General features: G+C 70.9%; 21 protein-coding genes and 2 tRNA genes. 15 read left to right on the forward strand and 8 right to left on the reverse strand.

Annotated features, from left to right (window positions below):
* Positions 1-189 precede the first annotated feature (189 nt).
* The gene (locus tag WFI16_RS03940; RefSeq protein WP_419896484.1) at positions 190-1,764 is read left to right on the forward strand and encodes an ABC transporter substrate-binding protein; all 1,575 of its coding nucleotides are present in this window, start codon (positions 190-192) and stop codon (positions 1,762-1,764) included.
* Positions 1,765-1,860: 96 nt separating this feature from the next.
* Here WFI16_RS03940 and WFI16_RS03945 read toward each other — a convergent pair whose 3' ends face one another.
* Entirely contained in the window at positions 1,861-2,100 is a 240-nt protein-coding gene (locus WFI16_RS03945) for a YMGG-like glycine zipper-containing protein (protein WP_419896485.1), read from the reverse strand.
* Between the two features lie 202 nt (positions 2,101-2,302).
* Here WFI16_RS03945 and WFI16_RS03950 point away from each other — a divergent pair, with 202 nt between their 5' ends.
* From WFI16_RS03950 to WFI16_RS03980, 7 genes are all read left to right on the forward strand, one after another.
* Positions 2,303-3,346 carry a rod shape-determining protein gene (locus tag WFI16_RS03950; RefSeq protein WP_419896486.1) on the forward strand — a complete coding sequence of 348 codons (1,044 nt, stop codon included), beginning with the start codon at positions 2,303-2,305 and terminating at the stop codon, positions 3,344-3,346.
* 38 nt (positions 3,347-3,384) lie between these two features.
* The gene (mreC, locus tag WFI16_RS03955; protein WP_419896487.1) at positions 3,385-4,248 is read left to right on the forward strand and encodes a rod shape-determining protein MreC; all 864 of its coding nucleotides are present in this window, start codon (positions 3,385-3,387) and stop codon (positions 4,246-4,248) included.
* A gap of 28 nt (positions 4,249-4,276) precedes the next feature.
* On the forward strand, positions 4,277-4,828 hold the full coding sequence (locus WFI16_RS03960; protein ID WP_419896488.1) for a rod shape-determining protein MreD: 552 nt from the start codon (positions 4,277-4,279) through the stop codon (positions 4,826-4,828).
* A 118-nt stretch (positions 4,829-4,946) separates the two neighbouring features.
* The gene (gene mrdA / locus WFI16_RS03965; RefSeq protein WP_419896489.1) at positions 4,947-6,929 is read left to right on the forward strand and encodes a penicillin-binding protein 2; all 1,983 of its coding nucleotides are present in this window, start codon (positions 4,947-4,949) and stop codon (positions 6,927-6,929) included.
* Between the two features lie 16 nt (positions 6,930-6,945).
* Positions 6,946-8,091, forward strand: coding sequence for a rod shape-determining protein RodA (rodA, locus tag WFI16_RS03970; protein WP_419897145.1), 1,146 nt, complete (start codon positions 6,946-6,948; stop codon positions 8,089-8,091).
* A 78-nt stretch (positions 8,092-8,169) separates the two neighbouring features.
* Positions 8,170-8,245 (forward strand) — tRNA-Lys (locus WFI16_RS03975).
* Between the two features lie 55 nt (positions 8,246-8,300).
* Positions 8,301-8,376 (forward strand) — tRNA-Lys (locus tag WFI16_RS03980).
* Between the two features lie 55 nt (positions 8,377-8,431).
* On the opposite strand, the gene WFI16_RS03985 is transcribed toward WFI16_RS03980, so the two are convergent.
* The 4 genes from WFI16_RS03985 to WFI16_RS04000 form a co-directional block, all read right to left on the reverse strand.
* Positions 8,432-8,632 carry a hypothetical protein gene (locus WFI16_RS03985; RefSeq protein ID WP_419896490.1) on the reverse strand — a complete coding sequence of 67 codons (201 nt, stop codon included), beginning with the start codon at positions 8,630-8,632 and terminating at the stop codon, positions 8,432-8,434.
* 349 nt (positions 8,633-8,981) lie between these two features.
* Positions 8,982-9,185: a hypothetical protein gene (locus WFI16_RS03990; RefSeq protein ID WP_419896491.1), complete on the reverse strand. Its 204-nt coding sequence runs from the start codon at positions 9,183-9,185 to the stop codon at positions 8,982-8,984.
* Positions 9,186-9,663: 478 nt separating this feature from the next.
* Positions 9,664-10,347, reverse strand: coding sequence for a Fe2+-dependent dioxygenase (locus WFI16_RS03995; RefSeq protein ID WP_419896492.1), 684 nt, complete (start codon positions 10,345-10,347; stop codon positions 9,664-9,666).
* A 96-nt stretch (positions 10,348-10,443) separates the two neighbouring features.
* Positions 10,444-12,675, reverse strand: a complete 2,232-nt coding sequence (locus WFI16_RS04000) for a TonB-dependent receptor (RefSeq protein ID WP_419896493.1) — start codon at positions 12,673-12,675, stop codon at positions 10,444-10,446.
* Between the two features lie 198 nt (positions 12,676-12,873).
* Here WFI16_RS04000 and WFI16_RS04005 point away from each other — a divergent pair, with 198 nt between their 5' ends.
* The 7 genes from WFI16_RS04005 (at position 12,874) to mdoH (ending at position 22,280) form a co-directional block, all read left to right on the forward strand.
* Positions 12,874-14,148, forward strand: coding sequence for an imelysin family protein (locus tag WFI16_RS04005; RefSeq protein WP_419896494.1), 1,275 nt, complete (start codon positions 12,874-12,876; stop codon positions 14,146-14,148).
* Positions 14,149-14,226: 78 nt separating this feature from the next.
* Positions 14,227-15,495 (forward strand): di-heme oxidoreductase family protein, encoded by a 1,269-nt coding sequence (locus WFI16_RS04010; RefSeq protein WP_419896495.1) that lies wholly within the window; start codon positions 14,227-14,229, stop codon positions 15,493-15,495.
* Positions 15,495-16,595, forward strand: a complete 1,101-nt coding sequence (locus WFI16_RS04015; RefSeq protein ID WP_419896496.1) for an imelysin family protein — start codon at positions 15,495-15,497, stop codon at positions 16,593-16,595. Before WFI16_RS04010 ends, WFI16_RS04015 begins: the two co-directional genes overlap by 1 nt.
* Before the next feature lie 5 nt (positions 16,596-16,600).
* Entirely contained in the window at positions 16,601-17,686 is a 1,086-nt protein-coding gene (locus tag WFI16_RS04020) for a DUF1513 domain-containing protein (protein WP_419896497.1), read from the forward strand.
* A gap of 86 nt (positions 17,687-17,772) precedes the next feature.
* Entirely contained in the window at positions 17,773-18,432 is a 660-nt protein-coding gene (locus tag WFI16_RS04025) for a carbonic anhydrase (protein ID WP_419896498.1), read from the forward strand.
* Positions 18,433-18,558: 126 nt separating this feature from the next.
* Entirely contained in the window at positions 18,559-20,088 is a 1,530-nt protein-coding gene (locus WFI16_RS04030) for a glucan biosynthesis protein (protein WP_419896499.1), read from the forward strand.
* A gap of 74 nt (positions 20,089-20,162) precedes the next feature.
* Positions 20,163-22,280: a glucans biosynthesis glucosyltransferase MdoH gene (gene mdoH / locus WFI16_RS04035; RefSeq protein ID WP_419896500.1), complete on the forward strand. Its 2,118-nt coding sequence runs from the start codon at positions 20,163-20,165 to the stop codon at positions 22,278-22,280.
* Positions 22,281-22,343: 63 nt separating this feature from the next.
* Here the strand turns inward: mdoH and WFI16_RS04040 are convergent, their stop codons facing one another.
* From WFI16_RS04040 to WFI16_RS04050, 3 genes are read right to left on the reverse strand one after another with little or no spacing between them, the layout of a single operon-like run.
* Positions 22,344-22,805 carry a hypothetical protein gene (locus WFI16_RS04040; protein WP_419896501.1) on the reverse strand — a complete coding sequence of 154 codons (462 nt, stop codon included), beginning with the start codon at positions 22,803-22,805 and terminating at the stop codon, positions 22,344-22,346.
* A gap of 19 nt (positions 22,806-22,824) precedes the next feature.
* The gene (locus WFI16_RS04045) at positions 22,825-23,337 is read right to left on the reverse strand and encodes a GNAT family N-acetyltransferase (RefSeq protein WP_419896502.1); all 513 of its coding nucleotides are present in this window, start codon (positions 23,335-23,337) and stop codon (positions 22,825-22,827) included.
* A gap of 8 nt (positions 23,338-23,345) precedes the next feature.
* A complete protein-coding gene (locus tag WFI16_RS04050) occupies positions 23,346-23,666 on the reverse strand; it encodes a flagellar basal body rod C-terminal domain-containing protein (RefSeq protein WP_419896503.1) in 321 nt (106 codons plus the stop codon).
* Between the last annotated feature and the right edge of the window lie 34 nt (positions 23,667-23,700).

Genomic DNA, 23,700 nt, shown 5'->3' on the forward strand with positions numbered 1-23,700 from the left:
CACGGCAGTCCGAAAGAAAAAAGAAGGGGTCCAGGGGAATTCATTCGCCTGGTCTTTCCTGTTTTACTTTCTTTATCGCCCTGCGATATTCCTCTGATCTCAAGCAAATGCTTGTCACGCCCCCGTGACGCAGGCATAGACACCGCTGGGAGAAAAAAGCCGGTCCCTGCCATCAGAAGGAAGACCCCCATGCTGCGACGCAGCCTCTTGCAGGGCCTCGGGGCCGCTGCCCTGGCGCCGGCCGTGGTTCGGGCCCAGTCGGCCACCACGCTGCGCTTCATCCCCCAGCTGGACCTGGCCTATCTCGACCCGGTTTTTTCCACCGCCTATGTCAGCCGCAACCACGGCTACCTGGTCTTCGACACGCTCTATGGCGTCGACCAGAACTTCGCCGCGCATCCGCAGATGGTCGCCGGCCATGTCGTCGAGAATGACGGGCTGCTGTGGAAGCTGACGCTGCGCGACGGGCTGGTCTGGCATGACGGCGAGCGCGTGCTGGCGCGCGACTGCGTCGCCTCGATCCGCCGCTTCGCCAGGCGGGATTCCTTCGGCGAGGCGCTGATGGCGGCGACCGAGGCGCTTTCGGCCCCCGACGACCGCACCATCCAGTTCCGGCTGAAGAAGCCTTTCCCGCTGCTGCCGCTGGCGCTGGGCAAGCCGGGCTCGCCGATGCCGGCGATGATGCCGGCGCGGCTCGCCGAGACCGACCCCTTCAAGCAGGTCACCGAGATGGTGGGCTCTGGCCCCTTCCGCTACCTGGCGGAGGAGCGGGTGCCCGGCGCGCGCAATGCCTACGCGAAGTTCGACCGCTACCAGCCGCGCGCCGATGGCCCGCTGGGCTGGACCGCGGGGCCAAAGGTCGCGCATTACGACCGCCTGGTCTGGACCACCCAGCCCGATGCCGGCACGGCCGCCAATGCGCTGCTGACCGGCGAGCAGGACTGGATGGAATATGCCTATCACGACGTGCTGCCGCTGCTGACGCGCAACCGGCAGATCCGCGTGACCACGCCGGACCCGACCGGCTTCGTCACCATGCTGCGGATCAACCACCTGCAGCCGCCCTTCGACAATCCGGCGATCCGCCGCGCGCTGTTCGGCGCCGTCGACCAGCGCAGCTTCATGGAGGCGGTGGTCGGCAACGACACGGCGATGTACCGCACGCCGCTCGGCTTCTTCGCCCCCGGCACGCCGATGGCGACCACCGAGGGGCTTGGCCCGCTGCAGGGCCCCCGCGACTACGACAAGGTCAGGAAGGAGATCCTGGCAGCCGGCTACAAGGGCGAGAAGGTGGTGCTGCTGGTGCCGGCCGACTCCGTCGGGCTGAAGGCACAGGGCGATGTCGCCGCCGACATGATGACGCGGGCCGGGCTGAACGTGGACTATCTGGCCACCGACTGGGGCACGCTGCTGGCCCGCCGCAACCGCAAGGACGCGCCCGAGGCCGGCGGCTGGAACGCCTTCGTCAGCTCCTGGGCCGGGGCCGACTGGCTGAATCCGGCGGTGCATCTGGCGCTGCGCGGCAACGGCACCTCCTATCCCGGCTGGTCGGTCAGCCCGCGCACCGAGGCGCTGCGCCAGCAGTGGTTCGAGGCCGCCGACCTGGTCGCGCAGCAGGCGATCTGCCGCGAGATCCAGAAGGTGAGCATGGAGGAGGTACCCTACTACCCGCTCGGCAACTACATCCAGCCGACGGCGCATCGCGCCAGCGTCACCGGCGTGCTGCCCGGCTTCGCCACCTTCTGGAATGTCCGGCCCTCCTGAACCGGCGGCCCTGAAACGACGAAAGCCGGAACCTGGGTCCCGGCTTTGCCGAAGGCGCGACGAAAGGCTATGTCTGTCGCGCCTCTCCGCGATGACTCAGCGCCAGGCGGGACGGCCGAGATTGACCGTGTTCGGGCCGGTCACGGCGCCACCGAGCGCGCCGGCCGCACCGCCGATCAGCGCGCCGGCACCGGCATTGCCGGAGAGCGAGCCGACAGCGGCGCCGGCGCCGGCACCAAGCAGGCCGCCGGAGGCGGCGCGGTCACCGGTGGAATAGCCGCAGGCGCCCAGGCCGATGCTCGCCAGGGCCAGGAGGGCAATGGAGGTCTTGCGCATGGGTGATATCCTCGGGTTCGAAAGCTGCGTGCACCTGTAACGCGGCCGGGCTGTGAAGGTTGCGTCACCGGCGGCACCCCGCGCCGGATTGGCGCTTGAGCGGGAGGGCCGGGGAAGGTAATCCACGGCGCCTTCGCTCCGCCCACCTGCCTGGGCGCGCGCCGGTGCCTCAACGGCTGCTGACTCCTGGAAGGTTCGCTGCATGTTCTCTCGCCTGTTCGGCTTCCTCTCCGCCGACATGGCCATCGACCTCGGCACGGCCAACACGCTGGTCTATGTCAAGGGTCGTGGCATCGTGCTGAACGAGCCTTCGGTCGTCGCCATCGCCGATATCCGCGGCCGCAAGCAGGTGCTGGCGGTGGGGGAGGAGGCCAAGCTGATGCTCGGCCGCACTCCCGGGAACATCGCCGCGATCCGGCCGCTGCGCGACGGCGTCATCGCCGATTTCGAGGTGGCGGAGGAAATGATCAAGCATTTCATCCGCAAGGTGCACAACCGGCGCTCCTTCGCCTCGCCGATGATCATCGTCTGCGTGCCCTCCGGCTCCACCGCCGTCGAGCGCCGCGCCATCCAGGAATCCGCTGAATCCGCCGGCGCCCGCAAGGTGCTGCTGATCGAGGAGCCGATGGCGGCGGCGATCGGCGCCGGCCTGCCGGTGACCGAGCCCTCCGGCAGCATGATCGTCGATATCGGCGGCGGCACCACGGAAGTGGCGGTCATCTCGCTCGGTGGAATCGTCTATGCGCGCTCGGTGCGCGTCGGCGGCGACAAGCTGGACGAGGCGATCATCAGCTACATCCGCCGCCAGTTTAACCTGCTGATCGGCGAGAGCACGGCGGAGCGGATCAAGATGGAGATCGGCGCCGCCGCCATGCCGGATTACGGCGAGGAAGGCCCGCTGACCGAGGTCAAGGGCCGCGACCTGATGAACGGCGTGCCGCGCGAGGTGGTGGTCAGCCAGCGCCAGATCGCCGAGTCGCTGGCCGAGCCGGTGACCCAGATCGTCGAGGCGGTGAAGGTGGCGCTGGAGAACACGCCGCCCGAGCTCGCCGCCGACATCGTCGACAAGGGCATCGTGCTGACCGGCGGCGGCGCCCTGCTGCAGCGGCTCGACCAGGTGCTGCGCGAAGCGACAGGCCTGCCCGTTTCCGTGGCAGAGGAGGCGCTGGCCTGCGTGGCGCTGGGCACCGGGCGGGCACTTGACGAGATGAAGCGGCTTCGCCACGTCCTCTCCTCCATGTATTAAAGGCCTTCGCCCGGCCGGTCCGGGCGGATGGAGGCTGCGTGATCCGTCTCAGCATTCCTCTGCGTCAGGCGCTGTCGCGCCTGACCATGCCGGTGCTCATCGCCGCCGCCTTCGGCACCATGCTGCTGGGCAAGGCCGACACCGTGCTGGTCGAGCGCGGCCGCATGGCGCTGGCCGATACCCTGGCGCCGATCTATGCCGTGGTGGCCGAGCCGATGGGCGCGCTGCGCGACGCGGTGCAGGACCTGCGCTACCTGGCCTCGATGCGCGCCGAGAATGTCCGCCTGCGCGAGGAGAATGAGCGGCTGCACCGCTGGCAGGCGGCGGCGCTGGCGATGGAGGCCGAGAACGGCCTGCTGCGCCGGCAGCTGCACTACATGCCCGAGGCGCAGGCCAGCTTCCACACCGCCCGCGTCGTCGCCGATGCCGGCGGCACCTATGCGCGCGCCGTGCTGCTCTCGGTCAATCCTGGCGTCAGCCTGCGCAAGGGCCAGGTGGCGCTGGACGAGCGGGGCCTGGCCGGCCGCGTCACCGAGGTCGGCAACCGCTCGGCCCGCGTGCTGCTGGTCACCGACATGAACAGCCGCATCCCGGTGGTGCTGGAGGGCAGCCGGTCGCGCGCCATGCTGGCCGGCACCAATGGCCAGCGGCCGCGGCTGCAGCACTGGCCGGAGGGCCAGCCGCCGCAGAATGGCGAGCGCGTCGTCACCAGCGCCGAGGCCGGCGTCTTCCCGGCGGGGCTCCCGGTCGGCGTGGTGCGCTGGAGCGAGGGCGGCGCGCCGGAGGTCGAGCTCTATGCCCGGCTCGACAGGCTGGACCTGCTGCGGATCTTCGATTTCGGCCTGACCGGCATCCTGCCGCCCGAGGCGGTGGCCCGGCCGGAGCCGCGGCCGCGGCGCTGAGCCGCGCCCGACCGCGTCAGGCGACAGCATGCAGGAGCAGCGCAGGGTGAAGGGGCGGCCGCAGCCGCCCATGGGGCTGCTGCGGCGGCTGGATGCCATCGCCCGTGCCGCCTTCCCCGCGGTGACCACCGTGCTGCTGATGGTGCTGACCTCGACGCCGGTCGGCCTGCCCTCGGCGTTGCCGGCGGTGACGCTGGGCTGCGTCTTCTTCTGGTCAGTGTTCCGCCCCGCCGCCATGTCGCCGCCCATCTGCTTCGGCATGGGGCTGTTGCAGGATCTGCTGGGCTTCGCGCCGCTCGGCACCGGTATCCTGACCCTGTTGCTGGTGCACGGCCTGGCGCTGCGCTTCCGCCGCTTCCTGGTCCGCCAGTCCTTCCTGCTGGTCTGGCTGATTTTTTCTGGTTTTGCCGCCGGCACCGCGGCGCTGGGCTTCGTCCTGGTGACGGTGCTGAACCTGCGGCTGCCCGCGGTGGCGCCGGCGCTGGTGCAGTTCGCACTGAGCGCCGGCTTCTATCCGGCGATCGCGGCGCTGCTGACCCGGCTGCACCGGGCGATGCGCCGGGCCGAGGATCTGGCCTAGCTCCGTTTCCGGCGGCAGAAGCCGGCCGCTTCGGGTAACATCTTGTTTTCTGTGTTCTTGTCCCGATCTGGCGGACAGGACGGGGTTGGGTTCTGGCGATGGCCTTCGGGGGACAGCGGTGAGCAAGCGGGACGAGGAGCGGCGTTCGAGCATCTTCACGCGGCGCGCCCTGCTGCTGGGGGCGGGGCAGCTCGGGCTGTTCGGCTTCCTGGGCTTCCGGCTGCAGAAGCTGCAGCTGGAGGAGGGCGAGCGCTACGCCACCCTGGCCGAGGAGAACCGCGTCTCCACCCGGCTGCTGGCGCCGCCGCGCGGCCGGGTGCTGGACCGCGCCGGACGGGTGGTCGCCGCCAACGACCTGAACTGGCGCGTGCTGCTGACCGCCGAGCAAACCCAGGACGTCTCCGCCACGCTGGAGACGCTGAGCCGCCTGCTGCCGATGTCGGAGGCCGAGCGCGCCCGCATCGAGCGCGACATCCGCCGCCGCCGCCGCTTCGTCCCGGTCGTCGTGCGGGAATTCCTCTCCTGGGAGGAGATGGCGAAGATCGAGGTCAATGCCCCCGACCTCCCGGGGATCAGCGTCGATGTCGGCACCACCCGCTTCTACCCCTATACCGAGCACCTGGCGCATGTGGTCGGCTATGTCGCGCCGCCGGCCGAGCGCGACATCGATGGCGACCCGCTGCTGGCGCTGCCCGGCATCCGGGTCGGCCGCTCCGGCATCGAGCGGCACCATGACAAGCTGCTGCGCGGCCGCGCCGGCACCGTGCAGATGGAGGTCAATGCCGTTGGCCGCGTCATCCGCGAGCTCGACCGGCGCGAGGGCGTGCGCGGCCAGGACCTGCAGATCTCGATCGATGCCGAGCTGCAGAAGGTGGTGCGCGAGCGGATCGAGGAAGGCACCAGCGTCGTCGTCATGGACGCGCGCAATGGCGAGGTGCTGGCCATGGCCAGCCAACCCAGCTTCGACCCCAACCTGTTCAGCTCCGGCATCTCCAACGCGCAATGGCGCGAATGGACCCGCAACCGCGCGACGCCGCTGATCAACAAGACCACCAACGGCCTCTATGCGCCGGGCTCCACCTTCAAGATGATCGTGGGCCTGGCCGCGCTGGACGCGAAGACCGTCACCCCGGGCGAGCGGGTCTTCTGCCCCGGCCATTACGACCTGGGCGACAGCCGCTTCCACTGCCACAACCGCTATGGCCATGGCAGCCAGGACCTGCGCGGCGCGCTGAAGCATTCCTGCGACGTCTATTTCTACGAGGTCGCCAAGCGCACCGGCATCGACCGCATCTCCGCCATGGCGCGGCGCTTCGGGCTCGGCGTCGACCTGGAGATCGAGCTGCCGGGCACCCGCAGCGGCTTCGTGCCCACCCGGCAATGGCGCATCGACCAGGGCAAGCCGTGGAATCTCGGCGACACGGTGGTGCATGGCATCGGCCAGGGCTTCTACCAGATGACGCCGCTGTCGCTCGCCACCATGACGGCGCGGCTGGCGACCGGCCGCGCCGTGCAGCCGCATCTGACGCGCGCCCTGGATGGCCGGACGCAGCGCGGCATCCGCGCCGAGGACTGGCCGAGCCTGGGCATCCCCGAGCGCGACCTGAAGCTGGTGCGCGAGGGCATGTGGGCGGTGGTCAACGAGGAGGGCGGCACCGGCAGGACCGCCAAGATCCCGGGCAATCTCGGCGTGCTGGCCGGCAAGACCGGCTCGGTGCAGGTGCGCCGCGTCTCCCGCGAGCAGCGCGAGAGGGGCTTCCGCGTCGAGAACCAGCCGCGCGAATGGCGGCCGCATGCGCTCTTCGTCGCCTTCGCCCCCTATGACAATCCGCAATACGCCATCTCGGTGGTGGTCGAGCACGGCACCAGCGGCTCCGGCGCCGCGGCGCCGCTGGCGCGCGACGTGATGGTCGAGGTGATGAACCGGCTGCGCCCGCCGCCTGCCACCCCGCCCGCCACGCCGCCCGCCGCCACGCCGCCCGCCGCGCCCCAGGCCAATGGCCTGCCGCCGGCCCGCACCACCGAGGCGCTGCGTAGCCCGCAGCAGCTTGCCGAGGGCGCCCGGCCGCCCGCCGGTCCGCCGGAGACGCCCCGCCGATGATGGTGCCCGCCCGATGATGGTCTTCGAACGCCGCCTGCTGACCCGCGACCGCGGCGCCGGCGTGCTGGAGAAGCTCTGGCTGATCCCCTGGAGCTTCGTCTTGCTGCTCTGCGCGGTCGCCGCGGTGGGCTATGTGGCGCTCTATTCGGCGGGCGGCGGTGCGGCCGAGCCCTATGCCAGCCGCCACGCCCTGCGCTTCGGCTTCTGCCTGGTGATGATGCTCTCCATCGCCATGATCGACATCCGGGTGATCGCCAAGCTGTCCTGGGCCGGCTGGCTGGCGGGCCTCGGCCTGCTGGTGCTGGTCGCGGTGCATGGCCAGGTGGGGAAGGGGGCGCAGCGCTGGATCGAGCTCGGCCCGATCCAGCTGCAGCCATCCGAGCTGATGAAGATCATGCTGATCCTGGCGCTGGCCCACTGGTTCCACCGCGCCAGCTGGGAGCGGGTCGGCAACCCGCTGTTCCTGATCCCGCCGGTGGTGGCGGCGCTGATCCCGGTCGGGCTGATCCTGAAGCAGCCGAATCTGGGCACCGGGCTGATCACCCTGATGGTGGGCGGCGCCATCTTCTGGGCGGCCGGCGTGCGCTGGTGGAAATTCGCCATCCTGATCGGCGCCGCGGCCGGCATCGCGCCGATCGCCTACGAGCACCTGCACGACTACCAGCGCGCCCGCATCCAGACCTTCCTGGACCCGGAGAGCGACCCGCTCGGCGCCGGCTACAACATCATCCAGTCGAAGATCGCGCTGGGCTCGGGCGGCATCTGGGGCAAGGGCTTCCTGCAGGGCACCCAGGGCCACCTGAACTTCCTGCCCGAGAAGCAGACCGACTTCATCTTCACCATGCTGGCCGAGGAATTCGGCCTGGTCGGCGCCATGTCGACGCTGGCGCTGCTGGCGCTGGTGGTGGGCTTCGCGCTGCTGGTGGCGCTGCGCTGCCGGCACCAGTACGGGCGGCTGGTGGCCATCGGCCTCGGCGTCAATTTCTTCCTCTATGTCTTCGTCAACATCGCCATGGTCACCGGCAGCATTCCGGTCGGCGGCGTGCCGCTGCCGCTGATCAGCCATGGCGGCTCGGCCATGCTGACCACCATGCTGGGCTTCGGCCTGCTGATGTCGGTCTGGGTGCATCGCAATGCAGAATTCAGCGCGGCACGCGACTGAGGGGCTTGCGCTTGGCCAGGGATCGGGTAAAAGCCCGCCTCACCTGAGCGGGGCGGCCGACCGAGCCCCGCAGCGGTGGGGCGCATAGCTCAGTTGGTAGAGCAGCTGACTCTTAATCAGCGGGTCCTAGGTTCGAGCCCTAGTGCGCCCACCAACCCACCTCAGAACCGGTCAAGCCGTGAAGGCGCCTTCGGGTTCCCTCAAGGCTGGGGCGCATAGCTCAGTTGGTAGAGCAGCTGACTCTTAATCAGCGGGTCCTAGGTTCGAGCCCTAGTGCGCCCACCAACCCAGTCCCTCCCTTTTCCCTGTCGATCCAGAACGCAGCCGAGTGGCAGCGCGATCAGAGCGCGCGCGCTTCGGCGGCCTCGATCCGTTCATCCCATTCCTGGGCGCGCAGCAGCGCATCGGCCCGCGCCTGGCGCAGCGAGGAATAGGGGCGGCCTGCCTGTCCATCGACCTCCAGCGTATAGGGCTGGGCACGGCCGATATGCAGGCGGATCCGGATCGGATAGCCGCTGAGGCAGAGGGTGAGGTCGGACACCTTGGTGATCCAGGCACGGGGGTGACGAGGATCCGCGGTGCCGCCGGGGGGGAGACATCCGTTCACCCGCGTATTCCAGCAGGCCCGCTGCGCCCGGTGCAAGTGAAGACCGCAAGGCGCAAGCCCGCCGCCCGACCGCGTCCAGGGCACCGCCCCGCGCGCTAAGCCGCTCGCATCGCTCTGCAATCGCCGTGATATCCAGGCAGGCCGCGCCGCCGGGTCGCGTGGATATGATCGGGAGGTTCTGATCCCCTGCGAGCGACAGCCGCTCCCGACTGCAACAGGCCGCCTAGGGCCAGGTTCCCGCAGCAGCGCAAGGGGCAGAGGAAAAAGCGATCCTGGGCGCCGTTCAGCTGGCGCGGCGCATGGCCGGCATGCGGCTCTCGATCAGGGCCGCCTGCACGCGCTGCTGCAGCCCGGGCAGGGCAGCGAAGAGCTGGCCCTCGGCGGCCCGCGCAGCCGGATCGGTGGCAATGAAGCGCCAGCCCCCGTCCTGGGTGACCGCGACGCCAATGAAACGGCCGTCGATGACGACGGGCCGGGATCTGATCATGACACAAGATTTCCTGGGGCTCTCCTGGAAGACCAGAAGGGGCCGGGGGTGGGTCGGCAAGGCTGTCTGAAGGCGCCGCGAGGCCGGGAAGGGCCGAAGGGCGGCGGTGAGATGCCCCTTCCATACACCGGAAGCAAGCAGCGGCGGCAGGAATAAACCGAATGTGTACCATGCCGGCAACGAGGCTCTGGTGCAGAGCGCGGCAACAATTGTGCAACGCAAAATAAAGCCGGCAGCAGATCCAGGGCGTTGCAGTATAGGGCCCGCCCGGATCACCGCATGACGGCTGGATCGAGAAGCGGGAGCAACGGCCCGACAGCGACGGGCGCGGCCTGGGCGGCCCGGCAGGTGCTGCCAGCCAGGCCTGGAGATCAGGCGGCCGGGCCGCGGGGCCTGCCTGCCCGGTGCGGACCGGGCAGGGCCGATAGTCGGTCCTGGGTTCAGGCGGGGAAGGCGGTCGAGGACGCGCCAGCTGGCGCTAGATCTCCACCCACTGGCGCAGCAGGTTGTGGTAGGCGGCCGTCATGCCGAGCACGCCGGGATGGCTGTCCGGCAGGTCGGCGCGGATCTTCATGATTGACTGGTCCATCTCGAACAGCAGCCGGCGCTGGCTGTCCTCCTTGATCATCGACTGGGTCCAGAAGAAGGAGGACCAGCGGCTGCCGCGCGTCACCGGCTCGACCCGGTGCAGGCTGGTGGCCGGATAGAGCACCATATGGCCGGCCGGCAGCTTCACCCGCTGCGTGCCATAGGTGTCCTCGATCACCAGCTCGCCGCCGTCATAGTCTTCCGGATCGGTCAGGAACAGCGTCGAGGAGACGTCGGTGCGGATGCGCATATTGGCGCCGGGCACGAAGCGGATGGCGTTGTCGACATGCGCGTGGAAGGTCATGCCGACGTCGTAGCGGTTGAACAGCGGCGGGAAGACCCGGAGCGGCAGCGCCGCGCTGGTGAACATCGGGTTCAGCCCCAGCGCCTGCAGGATGATGTCGCCGAGCTCGCGCGCCTGGCGGGAATTCTCCGGCACCTGCAGGTTCAGCTTGGCCTTGCCGGACTGCTCGCCGGCGGTGACGCGGCCATCCACCCATTCGGCCGCCTCCAGCACGCGGCGGCAATGGGCGACCTGCTCGGGGGTCAGGACATTCGGGATATGCACCAGCATGGGCGGGCTCGCTCTGGCGAAGGGGTCGGTTGATGCGGCAAAGGGGAGCCGCGTTGCGGCTCCCCCCTGGTCAGGCCGGCGAAAGGCGGCCCGGTGTCAGAACTCGGCGGCCACCGTGAACAGCACGGTGCGTCCGGCGGAGGGGATGACGCGGCTGCCGAAGACGGCGTCGTAGTTCAGCGCGTCGCCCAGGTTGTAGCCGTTCACCTGCACCCGGAGCCGGTCGTTGATCCGGTGCGAGACCATGGCGTCGACCGAGAAGTTCGACGGCGCCTCGGCGGTGTTGGCGGCATTCAGGAAGACCTGGTCGCGCCAGGTGATGCCGCCGCCGATGGTCAGGTTCCAGGGCAGGCCCTTGTTGATCTCATAGGTGGTCCAGACGGCGGCCGCGTTCTCCGGCACATACTGCACGCGCTTGCCGACATTCGCCGCCGTGTTGGACTTGCGGGTCTCGCTGTCCATCCAGGTGTAGTTGGCGATGATGTTCCAGGCCGGCGTGATCTGGCCGGTGATGCCGATCTCGACGCCCTGGTTGCGCTGCTCGTCGCTGCTCTGGATGATGTTGCCGCTGACCGGATCGGTGCCATTGGCGTTCGACTTCTCGATCCGGTACAGCGCGCCGTACAGGCCGAGGCGGTTGTCGAAGAAGCCCAGCTTGGCGCCCAGCTCCCACAAAGTGTTGCGCTCGGGGTCGAGGCTCGGCTGGAAGTTGGTGACCGTGCTGTTCTGCGTGGTGAACAGCGCGCCCGGCGGCGTCGTCGAGGTCGAGTAGGTGGCGTAGAAGGTCTGCGCCGGGGTCGGCTGCCAGACGATCGAGGCGCGCGGATCGACCACCGTGTGGTCGGCATTGATGTCGTTGCGGACGCCGGTCGCCAGCGTCACCGCCTCGTGGTCGACCTCGAAGCGGCTGACGCGGACGCCGCCGATCAGCGACAGCTCCGGGGTCAGCCACAGCCGCTCGTTCAGGAAGCCGGCATAGGTGGTGATGCCGGTCTCGCGCGTGTTGCTGGCCGCGCCGCGCGTCAGGTTCAGGTCGCTGTCGCCGCCGAAGATCGAGGCGGTGCCGCGGCTGGTCAGATAGCCATAGCCGGTGCGGTCGACATTCTCGTAGGAGACGTCGATGCCGGCGACCAGCTCGTGGCGGAAGGCGCCGGTGGTGAAGCGCGCCGTCGCCTGCGCCACGTTCTGGATCGCCCAGCTTTCCTGGTGATAGGGCGCGCTGGCACCGCTGATCGTCGCCGTGGCGGGCTGGCGCGTGCGGAAATTGCCGATGCAGGTCACGTCGCAGCTGGGGATCGAATAGGCGAAGTCACGGTCGATCAGGCTGAGGCGCGTGTCGTTGCTCAGCGTCAGCCAGTCATTCGCCTTGTGCGACAGCCGGGCGGTCAGCATGTCCAGCTGCACCTTGTCGCGGTCGCTGTCGGTGCCGTACCAGGTGCCGCGCGGCAGGCCGTATTCGGTCGCCGGCCGGCCGATCGTCGTGCCGCGCGGCGTCACCACCGGCACGCCCGCATCGGTCGTGTTGTTGTACTGGTAGTGCTGGTAGTGCAGCGAGAAGGTGGTGTCGGTGCCGAGGCCGAAGGCGATCGACGGCGCGATGCCGAAGCGCCGGCTGTCGACGTCGCTGCGCCCGACCGTGCTGCTGTACTGCCCCATCAGGTTCAGCCGGATCGCGCTGGTCTCGCCGATCTGCTGGTTGATGTCGAGCGTGCCGCGGGCGAAGGGCCCCATGCCGCCGGTCGCCGTCATGCCGTAGCTGTTGCCGAGCTGCGGCAGCCGCGTGTTCACCGCGACGCCGCCGCCGACCGAGCCGGTGCCCAGCGCGAAGCCCGACGGCCCCTTGATGACCGAGACGTCCTCATAGGTGAAGGCGTCGCGCGTATAGGCGCCGAAGTCGCGCAGCCCATCGACATAGATGTCGTTCTGCGCCGCGAAGCCGCGGATGCGGAACTGGTCGCCGTTGACGCCGCCATTGCCCTCGCCGATCGAGGCGGTGATGCCGGGGACGTTGCGCAGCGCCTGTTCCAGCGTGGTGACGTTCTGCTGCTCCAGGATCTCGCGCGGCACCACGTTGATGGTCTGCGGCGTGTCCTGGACGGTGCCCTGCAGCCGGCCGACCGGGGCCTGGCGCTGCAGCGTGTTGGCGGGGGCGGAGCCCTGCACGTCGACGGCGGGCAGCGCGGTGGCGCCGGGCAGGCTGCCGGGGGCGGTGCCGGCGCTGCCCTGCGCCAGCGCCGCGCCCGGCAGGCCCAGCGCCATGCCGGCCATCCAGGCAGCCGTCGAGGCGGCCGTCGAGACGGAATGCCGCGAAGCGGAAGAGGTGCTCATCGGGAATCCTGCGAATGAGAATGCTTCTCATCTCTTATGTATCGCCTGGTAACCGGTCAATGGCCTTTGGCGCCGCCCGGCCCCAAACTTGCAAATGCGACTTTTTTGCAATACTTCAGAGCCCGCGCCGTGCAGGGCAGGGTGGCGGCCCCTCTGTCGCCCAGCCACCTCGGAAAGCAACCACAGGAGCACCGCCCGATGCAGCGCCGCAGCCTGGCCGCCGGCCTCTTCCTTGCCCCGCTGATGGCGCCGCTCCTGTCCGGTCGCGCCCTGGCCCAGGGCACCGCCCCCGAGCAGCGCGCTGTGCGCCGTTTCTACGCCGATCTCGGCCAGGCCATGTTCGAGGATGCGGTCGCCGCCGCGAGGCAGCTGCAGGCGGCGGTGGCCCGCTTCCTGGCCGCCCCCTCCGAGGCCGGGCTGGCCGAGGCCCGCCGCGCCTGGATCGCCGCGCGCGAGCCCTACATGCCGACCGAGGCGCTGCGCTTCGGCAACCCCGAGATGGACGAGCGCGAGGGAAAGGTGAACGCCTGGCCGCTCGACGAGGGGCTGATCGACTATGTCGATCCCCGCTACGGCACCGAGTCCGACGAGAACCCTCTCTATGCGGCGAACATCATCGCCTCGCGCAGCCTGAAATTCGGCGACGAGACCCGCGACCTCTCCACCCTGACGCCCGAGCTGATCGAGGGCCTGCACGAGGCCGCCGGCGTCGAGGCCAATGTCACCATCGGCTACCACGCCATCGAGTTCCTGCTCTGGGGCCAGGACCTGAACGGCACCGGCCCGGGCGCCGGCGACCGCAAGTTCACCGACTACACCACCGCCGACCATGCCGACCGCCGCGGCCAGTATCTTAAGATCGTCTGCGACCTGCTGCTGCGCGACCTGCAGGACATGCTCGACCAATGGCTGCCCGGCGGCGCGGTCCGCCAGCGCCTGGCCGCCAGCGCGCCGGCCCAGGTGCTGACCGTCATGCTGACCGGCATCGGCAGCCTCTCCTACGGCGAGCTGGCCGGCGAGCGCATGAAGCTCGGCCTGATGCTGCACGACCCGGAGGAGGAGCATGACTGCTTCTCCGACAACACCCACGCCAGCCATCGCGGCAATATCCGCGGCATGGTCGCCGTCTGGCGCGGCGAATACCGGCGCCTCGACGGCTCGACCATTCGCGGCGCCAGCCTGCGCAACCTGGTCGACCGCACCGACCGCCGCCTGCGCGAGGAGATGGACGCCCGTTTCGCCGCGACCGAGGCCGCCTTCGACGCCATCGTCCGGCGCGCGGAGACGAAGGAGGCCTACGACCAGATGCTCGCGGAGGGGAACAGGGAAGGCAACGCCACCCTCCAGGCCGGCATCGACGCCCTGCTGGCCCAGACCCGCAGCATCGAACGCGTCGTCGCCGCCATGAAGCTGCCCGCCATCAGCCTGGAAGGCTCGGACAGCCTCGATGAACCGGGCAAGGTCTTCCGGTAGGAAGGCCAGGGGGAATGAATTCCCCCTGGAACCCCCTTCTTTTTTCTGATGCACGGCCGTTTCACGACCATCGCGGCCATGGCCGCCGCAGCCTGGCTGCTCGGTGGGACGCCGGCAGGCGGCCAGGACCTGCGCAACAGTTACCGCCAGCCGGCAGCCCCGCAGGGACTCGACTTCCGGCTGGGCGACAGCATCTTCCGCAAACTCTGGGTCCAGGCGCCCAGCTCGACCAGATCCTCGGACGGGCTGGGGCCGCTCTACAACGCTCGCTCCTGCGCCGCCTGCCACACCCGCAACGGCCGCGGCCCGCTGCCGCAGGGGGAGGAGCCGCCGCTCTCTCTGCTGTTCCGCACCTCCATCCCGCCGCAAGGCGCCAGCGGCCCCACGCCGGAACCCACCTACGGCCTGCAGATCCAGCCCCTCTCGGTGGCCGGCCTGCGCGGCGAGGGCAGGGTGGTCACCACCTGGCAGGAAACCCCCGTCACCCTGGCCGATGGCAGCAGCGTCAGCCTGCGCAGCCCCAGCTACCGCTTCACCGACCCGGCCTATGGCGCCCCCCACCCGGGCATGGAGCTTTCCCCCCGCCAGGCCCCGTCGCTGATCGGCCTGGGCCTGCTGGAGCGCGTCCCCGAAGCAGCCATCCTGGCGCCGCGCGACAACCGCGACGGCATCCGCGGCCGGCCGAACCATGTCTGGAGCCCGTCGCGCCAGGAGATGATTCTGGGCCGCTTCGGCTGGAAGGCTGCCGAGCCGACGCTGGACGACCAGGTGGCCACCGCCTTCGCCAATGACCTCGGCCTGTCGACGCCGCTGCGGCCCGCCCCCTGGGGCGACTGCACCGCGCGCCAGCCGGAATGCCGCGCCGCCCCGCACGGCCTGGCCCCCGGCGAGGCCAGCGAGGTCGCGCCCGCCCTCTTCGACCTGGTGCTGGCCTATCTCCGCAACCTTGCCGTGCCGCCCCGCCGCGACGCGGACAATCCCCAGGTCCGGGCGGGCGAAGCCGTCTTCGGCGCGATCGGCTGCGCCGCCTGCCACCGCCCCGCGCTGGCGCCGGGCGTCGCCGCCTATACCGACCTGCTGCTGCACGACATGGGGCCGGGCCTCGCCGATGGCCGCCCCGACGGGCGGGCGGGCGGCCAGGACTGGCGCACCGCCCCGCTCTGGGGTCTCGGCCTGGCGGCGGCCGTCGCCGGCGGGCCGGTCGGCTATCTGCATGACGGCCGCGCCCGGTCGCCGCTCGAGGCCATTCTGTGGCATGGTGGCACCGCGCAACCGGCCCGCGACCGCGTCCTCGGCCTCTCGCCCGCCGATCGCGCGGCTCTCCTGGCCTTCCTGGATTCCCTGTGATGTCCCTTTCGCGCCGCTCCCTCCTGCTCCTCGCGGCCCCGATCCTGGCGATCCAGGCCCCGCTGCCCGCCATGGCGGCCCCGGACGAGGCCGGCTTCCGCGCGCTCAACCGCGCCGCGGTCGAGCAGGTGCTGCTGCCCGCCTATCGCCGCTTCGCCGAGGCCACCGCCAACCTGGCCGCCCGCCTCGACACCCTGGCCCGCACCCCGGCCGAGCAGGCGGCGCTGCTCGCCGCGCGCCAGGGCTTCGCCGAGGCCTTGCTGGCCTGGGAGGCGGTGCAGCACCTGCGCTTCGGCCCCGCCGAGCTGTTCAGCCGGCAGGAGCGCATCCAGTTCTGGCCCGACCCGCGCAATGCCATCGGCCGGGATCTCGCCGCTGCCATCGCCGCCCGCGATCCCGCGGCGCTGGAGGCCCGCGCCAATTCCCTGGGCCAGGTCACCACCCAGGGCCTGCCCGCGCTGGAGCGGCTGATCCAGGGCGAGGAGGCGGTGGCGCGGCTGCGCGCCGGCGACGCCGAGGCCGGCTACCGCGCTGCCCTGCTGCGCGCCATCGGCGGCAATCTGGCGACCCTGGCCCAGGACCTGCTGGCCGGCTGGACCGGCGGCGAGCAGCCCTTCGCCCGCGTCCTGGCCGAGCCGCGCAGCCCCTATGCCACGCCGCGCGAGGCGACGCTGGAACTGTTCAAGGCGCTCTATGCCGCGGTGGAGCTGGTGGCCGACCGCAAGCTCAGCCGGCCGCTGGGCAGCAGCCCCTCGACCAGCCGGATGCAGCTGCTGGAGGCCTGGCGCAGCGGCCTCTCCGGCCAGGCGATCCAGGCCAACCTGGCCGCCGCCCGCGCGCTCTGGGGCACCGCCTTCGCCCCCGCCGTGCAGGGTGTCGACGCCGAGCTGGCCGGCTTGCTGACCCGCGCCTTCGACCAGGTGAACGCCACGGCGGCGGCGCTGCCGCTGCCCCTGGAGGAGGATTTCGGCATCCAGGGCCGGCGCGATGCCGCGCTGCAGCTGCAGAAGGAGGCGGCGGCGCTGAAGCTGCTGCTCGCCACCCGCCTGCCGCCGGCGCTCGACATCCCGCTCGGCTTCAACGCCCTGGACGGGGACTGACCGGCATGCGCCGCCGCGACCTGGTGCTCGGCGCGCTGCTCGCCGGCCTGCCGCTGACGGCGCGGGCGGAGGCCGAGGGCCTGGTGCTCGGCGCCTGGCGCGACGCTGCCGGCACCGACCATGCCGGCGGCTTCCTGCCGCAGGATGGCCGCACGCCGCTCGACCTGCGGCTGGCCGCCCGCGCGCATGGCTTCGCCGCGCATCCGACGCGGCCGCAGGTCGTCGTCTTCGGCCGCCGCCCGGGCTGGGAGGCGCTGGTGGCCGATCTCGCCCGCGGTACGCTGACCCACAGCTTCGCGCCGCCCGAGGGCCGGCATTTCAACGGCCATGGCCTCTTCGCGCCGGATGGCCGGCTGCTCTACGCCACCGAGACCCGCTTCGAGGACGGCGCCGGGCTGATCGGCGTCTATGACGCGGCCGACGGCTTCCGCCGCGTCGCCGCCTTCGAGACCGGCGGCCGCGACCCGCACGACATGCGCCTGAGCCCGGATGGCAGCGCCCTGGTCGTCGCCAATGGCGGCATCCTGACCCATCCCGACGCGCCGCGCGCCAATCTCGACCCGGCCGGGATGGACCCGTCGCTGGTGCATCTCGACCCCCGCAGCGGCCGGCCGCTGCACGCCGCCCGCTTCGGCCCCGACATGAACCGGCTGTCCATTCGCCACCTCGCGCCGGTTCCCGGCGGCACCGCGGTCGCCATGCAGTATGAGGGCGAGGAGACGGCCCGGATGCCGCTGCTGGCGCTGCAGCGCGGGGCAGGGGGGCTGCAGCCGCTCGACCTGCCGGAGGCGCTGCGGGCCGCCTGCCGCAACTACATCGGCAGCGTGGCGACCGACAGCGCCGGCCAAGTGGTCGCGGCCACCAGCCCGCGCGGCGGCCTGGCCCTGTTCTGGGATCTCGACGACGCGCGCGCCCTCGGCGCGGTGCGGCTGGAGGATGTCTGCGGCGTGGCGCCCTCCGGCCGGCCGGGCGGCTTCATCCTCTCCGGCGGCCGCGGCGCCCTGGTGGCGGTCGATGCCCGCCGCCTGGCCTGCCAGCCGATCGCCGGGCCGCGCGGCGCCTGGGACAATCATTTGTTTCGGGTCGGTTAAAGAAGCGACAGGGTGGCGCCGGGTTCTCGCGGCTATGCCGTGAAAACCCTGTGCAAAAGCCTGGGGGAACCCTAAATGCCCCGCTTATGAGCGAAGACCTGCCGTCCCCCCCGTCCTCCGACATCCTGGCCGATCTGTTCGACGGCTACCGCCGCTTCCGCGCCGAGGTCTGGCCGGAGCGCCGCCGCCTGTTCCAGTCGCTGGCCCGCGACGGGCAGAGCCCCAAGGCCCTGGTCATCGCCTGCTCGGACAGCCGCGTCGATCCGGGCATGGTGTTCAATGCCGCGCCCGGCGAGCTCTTCATCGTCCGCAACGTCGCCAACCTGGTGCCGCCCTACAATCCCGATGGCGACTATCACGGCACCTCCGCCGCGCTGGAATTCGCCGTCTGCGTGCTGCAGGTGCCGCGCATCGTGGTGCTGGGCCATGCCATGTGCGGCGGCGTGCAGGCGCTGCTGCGCGGCTTCCCCGTCGGGGCGCAGGATTTCGTCGAGCCCTGGATGAACGGCATCGCCGCCGAGGCGCGCGCCCGCACCCTGCAATGCGTCGCCGCCGATGCCGAGGAGGCGCAGGCGCAATGCGAGCTGGAGACGGTGAAGCTGTCGCTGCGCAACCTGATGAGCTTCCCCTGGGTGGCCAGCCGGGTGCGCGATGGCAGCCTGACCCTGCATGGCGGGTCCTTCGACATCCGCAGCGGGATCCTGTCACATCTGTCTGATGACGGCAGCTTTAAGCCCCTGAATTGATTGTAAGGCCGGAATTCGGACGTAATCCCCCCGCCTGATGGAAGGCGGCCAGCGTTAGCGCGGCAGGGTGAAACCCTGTCATTCCTCGCGCGTTCGCTGGTCGCCGCCGAAGGGGGAGTGCCTGCCGTGAACCGCCGCGACGCCTTGCTTGCAGCCTTGTCGCTGTCCACCGTCTTCCTGGCGGAGGAGACAGCCCATTTTTCCGAAGCCCAGGCGGCCGCGCCCGATGAGACGCGCTTCGACCCCGGCACGGTGCGGGAACAGGCCCGCGCCATGGCGCAGCAGCCCTTCAAGGCGCCGCCCGAGAGCCTGCCCGGCCCGCTGGCCGACCTGACCTACGACCAGTACCGCGACATCCGCTACCGCCCGGCCCAGGCGCTGTGGCGCGCGGAGGGCCTGCCCTTCCAGATGCAGATGTTCCACCGTGGCTTCCTCTACAAGCCGCGGATCGACATGTTCGAGGTCTCCGGCGGCATGGCGCGGCCGATCCGCTACAACACGGAAATGTTCGACTTCCAGAACATGCCGCGCCCGGCGCAGGAGGATATGGGCTTCGCCGGCTTCCGCTTGCACGGCCCGATCAACCGCAACGACTATTACGACGAGATCGTCGCCTTCCTCGGCGCCAGCTACTTCCGGGCGGTCGCCCGTGGCCAGATCTATGGTCTTTCCGCCCGCGGCCTCGCGGTGGGGACGGGCGATCCCAAGGGGGAAGAGTTCCCGGTCTTCCGCGCCTTCTGGATCGAGCGCCCGCGCGAAGGCGTCAACTACATCACCGTGCACGCCCTGCTGGACAGCCCCTCCTGCACCGCGGCCTTTCGCTTCGGCATCCGTCCCGGCCGCAGCACGGTCTTCGACGTCGAGGCGACGATCTTCCCGCGCACCGACATGGCCACCGTCGGCATCGCGCCGCTGACCAGCATGTTCTGGTTCTCGCCGCTGAACCGCACCGGTCGCGACGACTGGCGCCCGGCGGTGCATGACAGCGACGGGCTGCTGATGTTCACCGGCCGTGGCGAGCGCCTGTGGCGGCCGCTGAACAATCCGCGCGACCTGCAGATGTCGGCCTTCGGCGACGTCAATCCGCGCGGCTTCGGCCTGATCCAGCGCCGCCGCGACTTCGCCAGCTACCAGGATCTCGAGGCGCGCTACGAGAAGCGGCCGAGCCTCTGGATCGAGCCGATCGGCGACTGGGGCGAGGGCGCGGTGCAGCTGGTCGAGATCCCGACCACCGGCGAGATCCACGACAACATCGTCGCCTTCTGGCGCCCGAAGGAGCCGCTGAAGGCCAAGGGCGAATACCGCTACACCTTCCGCCTGCACTGGACCGACGAGGCCCCGGGCAACCCGGAGATCGGCCGGCTGATGGCGACCCGCTCCGGCGCCTCCTGGACCCAGGGCGGCCGGCTCTTCGTCATCGACGCCCAGGGCGGCGCGCTGGACAACCTGGCGGCCGATGCCAAGCCGGAGCTGATCGTCACCGCCAACCGCGGCGAGGTCCGCAACCCGGTCGCCCAGCGCAACCCGGAAAGCGGCGGCTGGCGCCTGAGCTTCGATCTCTTCCCCGGTGACGCGCGCGAGGTCGAGTTGCGCGCCGACCTCAAGGTAGCCGGGGAGGCAGTGGCCGAGACGCTGCTCTATCGTTGGACGGCGTGAGCCAGGCGGGCGCCCCCGCCGCGGCCTCGGCCGCTGCCCCAGGGGGCAACCCCGGGGCCGCCCCGGGGGGCGTGATGGCCGAGGGCTGGCACGCCCTGCCGCCCGAGGCGCCGCTGGCCATGCCGGTGCAGTCGCTGAAGGCCCGGCCGCAGAAGCGGACGGGCGGCATTCCCTCCCGCCCGATGGCCAGCGGGCTCAGGCGCCTGCTGGTCATCGGCGGCGCCATCCTGCTGACGGCCTTCGCGACGCGCGAGATGTGGCTGGTGCTGAACAGCGGCAGGCCGACGCCGCTGCAGGCCTTCGTGCTGCTGCTCTTCGTCGTGCTCTTCGCCTGGATCGCGCTGTCCTTCACCAGCGCCTGCGCCGGCTTCCTGCGGTTGATCGCGGGACCCGACCGGCGGCTGGGGATCGCGCCCGATGGCCCGCCGCCGATGCCCGGCGTCAAGACCGCGCTCCTGATGCCGACCTACAACGAGGATCCGGCGCGCATCATGGCCGGGCTGCAGGCGATCCATGAATCGCTCGCCGCCGCCGGCGCCACCGACCGCTTCGACATCTTCATCCTCAGCGACAGCACGCAGGCGGAGGCCTGGATCGCCGAGGAAGCCGCCTATCTGGCGCTGCGCGCCCGGCTGGGCGAGCCGCCGAACCTGTTCTATCGCCGCCGCCCGAAGAACACGGAGAGGAAGGCCGGCAACATCGCCGAATGGGTGCGGCGCTGGGGCGGCGCCTATCCGCAGATGCTGGTGCTCGACGCCGACAGCGTGATGGAGGCCGACACCGTGCTGCGCCTGGCCGATGCCATGGAGCGCCACGCGGATGTCGGCCTGATCCAGACCCTGCCGATCATCGCCGGCGGCAACACGCTCTTCGCGCGGATGCAGCAATTCGCCGGCCGGGTCTATGGCCCGCTGATCGCCGAGGGCATCGCCTGGTGGCATGGCGCGGAGGGCAACTACTGGGGCCACAACGCCATCATCCGGACGGAAGCCTTCGCCAGCGCGGCCGGCCTGCCCGACCTGCCGGGGAGAAAGCCATTCGGCGGCCACATCATGAGCCACGACTTCGTCGAGGCGGCGCTGCTGCGCCGGGCCGGCTGGGCGGTGCACATGGTGCCCTGGCTGCGCGGCACCTATGAGGAAAGCCCGCCCTCGCTGATGGACCTCGCCATCCGCGACCGCCGCTGGTGCCAGGGCAATCTGCAGCACGCCGCCGTGCTGCCGGCGCGCGGGCTGCACTGGGTCAGCCGGCTGCACCTGCTGACCGGCATCGGCAGCTACATCACCGCGCCGATCTGGCTGGTCTTCCTGGTGGCCGGCGTGCTGCTGGCCATCCAGGCGCGTTTCATCCGGCCGGAATACTTCCCCGCTGGCCCCAGCCTGTTCCCGGCCTGGCCGGTGGTCGATCCGGTGCGCGCCATGTGGGTCTTCATCGGCACCATGGCGCTGCTGCTGGCGCCGAAGCTGATGGCCTGGATCGCCCTGCTGTTCCATGCCCGCGACCGTCGCGGCGCCGGCGGCATGGTCCGCGCCTTCCTGTCGATGATCGTCGAGACCCTGGTCGCCGGCCTGCTGGCGCCGGTCACCATGCTGACCCAGTCGGTCGACGTCATCGCCATCCTGATGGGTCGCGATTCCGGCTGGAACGCGCAGAAGCGCGACGATGGCAGCGTGCCCTTCGGCCAGGTGGTGCGGCTCTACTGGAAGCACACCCTGTTCGGCCTGGTCTTCGGCTTCGCCGCCTGGCTGGTCTCGCCCTATCTGGCGCTGTGGATGTCGCCGGTGGTGATCGGCCTGGCGCTGGCCATCCCGCTGGCCGCCTTCACCGCCCGCCGCGGCCTCGGCGTCGGGCTGCGCCGCCTCGGCCTGCTGCTGACGCCGGAGGAGCATGACACCCCCGCCGTGCTGATCCGCGCCCGCGCGATCCATGCCGGGCTGCAGGAGATCCCGGCGACCCCGGTGCGCGGGCTGTTCAGCGATGCGGCGCTGCTCGCCGCGCATCGCCGCATGCTGCCGCCGCCGCGCCGGCCGGGGCAGGACCCCTTCGACGCCAACCTGCTGGTCGGGCTGGCCCGGCTGGAGGAGGTGGCCTCGCTGGACGAGGCGCTGCGCCAGCTGCCGAAGCAGGAGCTTGCCGCGGTCCTGGCCGACCGGCGGGGCGTCGACAAGCTGGAGGCGCTCAGCCGCGCCTGAGGCGAGGGGGGCCAGTTTCCTGGCCCCCCTCCGCGCCCGGTCCCGTCGCTGGCGGGGCGCCGCTCAGCCGTGGCGCTTGAGCACCGCGACCCCCGCCAAGGCCGCCGGCCAGAGCAGCAACCGGTAGGAATCCTCGCCGGCCAGGCCATCCTCGCTGAGACGGTCCAGGCCGCGGCACAGCAGCCGCACCCGCAGCGGCCCCGCCGGCACCGGCAGCCGCGCCGCGGTCGGCAGGTAGTCGGTGCCGCCGGCCAGGATCAGCATGCCGCGGCTCTCCAGCGAGGCCTCCACCGCATGGTCCACGCCGCCGAGGTCGAGCGCCGGCTCGGCCGGCAGCAGCTCGGCTGCGACCGGGACCTGCATGTTGCGCGCGGTGGCGAAGGCCAGCAGCCCGGGCATCGCCACCACCCCATCGGCCAGGGTGGCCTCGTCCCAGGGCGGGGCCGGGCGCTCGCGCAGCGCGGCGTCCTGCAGCAGGAACTGGAAATAATCGGCGAAGATCGGTCCGTCGTGCAGCAGCGTCATGCCCGCATGAAAGGCCGGATCAGGGCAGCGGATCCACCGAGCGGTCCATCAGCATCTCGTCATAATAGGTGCTGCCCAGCTTCAGCCCGCGCCGCTCCAGCCCGTACTGGCGAAAGCCGGCCGCCTGATAGACCCGGATCGCCGCCTGGTTGCTGGCGACCACGGTCAGGCGGATCGCCTCGACCTGGCCGCGGGCGGCGAGCACCACCTGCTGCACCAGCGCCGCCGCCAGCCCGCTGCCGCGCGCATCCGGCCGGACATACATCCCCCAGAGCACGCCGCGATGCCGCTGCTTCGCCGCCGGCGGCACCATGAAGCCGGCGACCCCGTCCAGCCCGGCGCCGAAGACCGAGCCGCCGATGATCGTGTTGGCCTCCAGGCGGCGGGCGAACCAGTCGAGCGGCTTGTCGGCCTCGTCCTCCCAGGCGGCGGCGAAGGCCTCCGGGTGGCATTCCAGCCCCTCCAGCCGCAGCTCGCGATAGGCGGCGGCATCGGCCGGCAGCAGGCGGCGCAGCGCGACGGCAGGGCGCATCGCCGCGCTCAGCCCAGCCGGTCGATCGTCGTCCGGGACATCTCGTCGGTGGTCTTCAGCACCGCGAGATTGGCCTCGTAGGCGCGCTGCGCCAGCATCAGGTTGACCTGGTCGGCGACCGGGTCCGACCCGCCGTCGAGCGCGACCACCGGCACCTCTGGCAGGGCATCGCCGGTCACCACCGCCTGGGTGGCGCCATAGGAGGCGATGTTCTGGGCGGTCTGCGCGACGCTCTGCTCGGCGCGGCGGGCGCCGCCGAGGGCGGAAAGGCTGGCGCCGGACAGGCCTGAACCAGGCAGGCCGGACGGGCCGAGGGGGGAGAGGGACATGGTCTCGTCCTAGGGCACAAAAGCTTGCAAGTGG

This window comes from Roseomonas sp. USHLN139 (assembly GCF_037145735.1).
Classification (GTDB): Bacteria; Pseudomonadota; Alphaproteobacteria; order Acetobacterales; family Acetobacteraceae; genus Pseudoroseomonas.

Bases quoted from the DNA above. Each gene is read 5' to 3' on its own strand.
- WFI16_RS03950 (WP_419896486.1), top strand. From the start codon at position 2,303: ATGTTCTCTCGCCTGTTCGGCTTCCTCTCCGCCGACATGGCCATCGAC.
- WFI16_RS03995 (WP_419896492.1), bottom strand. From the start codon at position 10,347: ATGCTGGTGCATATCCCGAATGTCCTGACCCCCGAGCAGGTCGCCCAT.
- WFI16_RS04010 (WP_419896495.1), top strand. From the start codon at position 14,227: ATGGCCGCCGCAGCCTGGCTGCTCGGTGGGACGCCGGCAGGCGGCCAG.
- WFI16_RS03945 (WP_419896485.1), bottom strand. From the start codon at position 2,100: ATGCGCAAGACCTCCATTGCCCTCCTGGCCCTGGCGAGCATCGGCCTG.
- WFI16_RS03940 (WP_419896484.1), top strand. From the start codon at position 190: ATGCTGCGACGCAGCCTCTTGCAGGGCCTCGGGGCCGCTGCCCTGGCG.
- WFI16_RS04050 (WP_419896503.1), bottom strand. From the start codon at position 23,666: ATGTCCCTCTCCCCCCTCGGCCCGTCCGGCCTGCCTGGTTCAGGCCTG.
- WFI16_RS04045 (WP_419896502.1), bottom strand. From the start codon at position 23,337: ATGCGCCCTGCCGTCGCGCTGCGCCGCCTGCTGCCGGCCGATGCCGCC.
- WFI16_RS03960 (WP_419896488.1), top strand. From the start codon at position 4,277: ATGCAGGAGCAGCGCAGGGTGAAGGGGCGGCCGCAGCCGCCCATGGGG.
- WFI16_RS04020 (WP_419896497.1), top strand. From the start codon at position 16,601: ATGCGCCGCCGCGACCTGGTGCTCGGCGCGCTGCTCGCCGGCCTGCCG.
- WFI16_RS04015 (WP_419896496.1), top strand. From the start codon at position 15,495: ATGTCCCTTTCGCGCCGCTCCCTCCTGCTCCTCGCGGCCCCGATCCTG.
- WFI16_RS04025 (WP_419896498.1), top strand. From the start codon at position 17,773: ATGAGCGAAGACCTGCCGTCCCCCCCGTCCTCCGACATCCTGGCCGAT.
- WFI16_RS04040 (WP_419896501.1), bottom strand. From the start codon at position 22,805: ATGACGCTGCTGCACGACGGACCGATCTTCGCCGATTATTTCCAGTTC.
- WFI16_RS03990 (WP_419896491.1), bottom strand. From the start codon at position 9,185: ATGATCAGATCCCGGCCCGTCGTCATCGACGGCCGTTTCATTGGCGTC.
- WFI16_RS04000 (WP_419896493.1), bottom strand. From the start codon at position 12,675: ATGAGCACCTCTTCCGCTTCGCGGCATTCCGTCTCGACGGCCGCCTCG.
- mdoH (WP_419896500.1), top strand. From the start codon at position 20,163: ATGGCCGAGGGCTGGCACGCCCTGCCGCCCGAGGCGCCGCTGGCCATG.
- rodA (WP_419897145.1), top strand. From the start codon at position 6,946: ATGGTCTTCGAACGCCGCCTGCTGACCCGCGACCGCGGCGCCGGCGTG.
- WFI16_RS04005 (WP_419896494.1), top strand. From the start codon at position 12,874: ATGCAGCGCCGCAGCCTGGCCGCCGGCCTCTTCCTTGCCCCGCTGATG.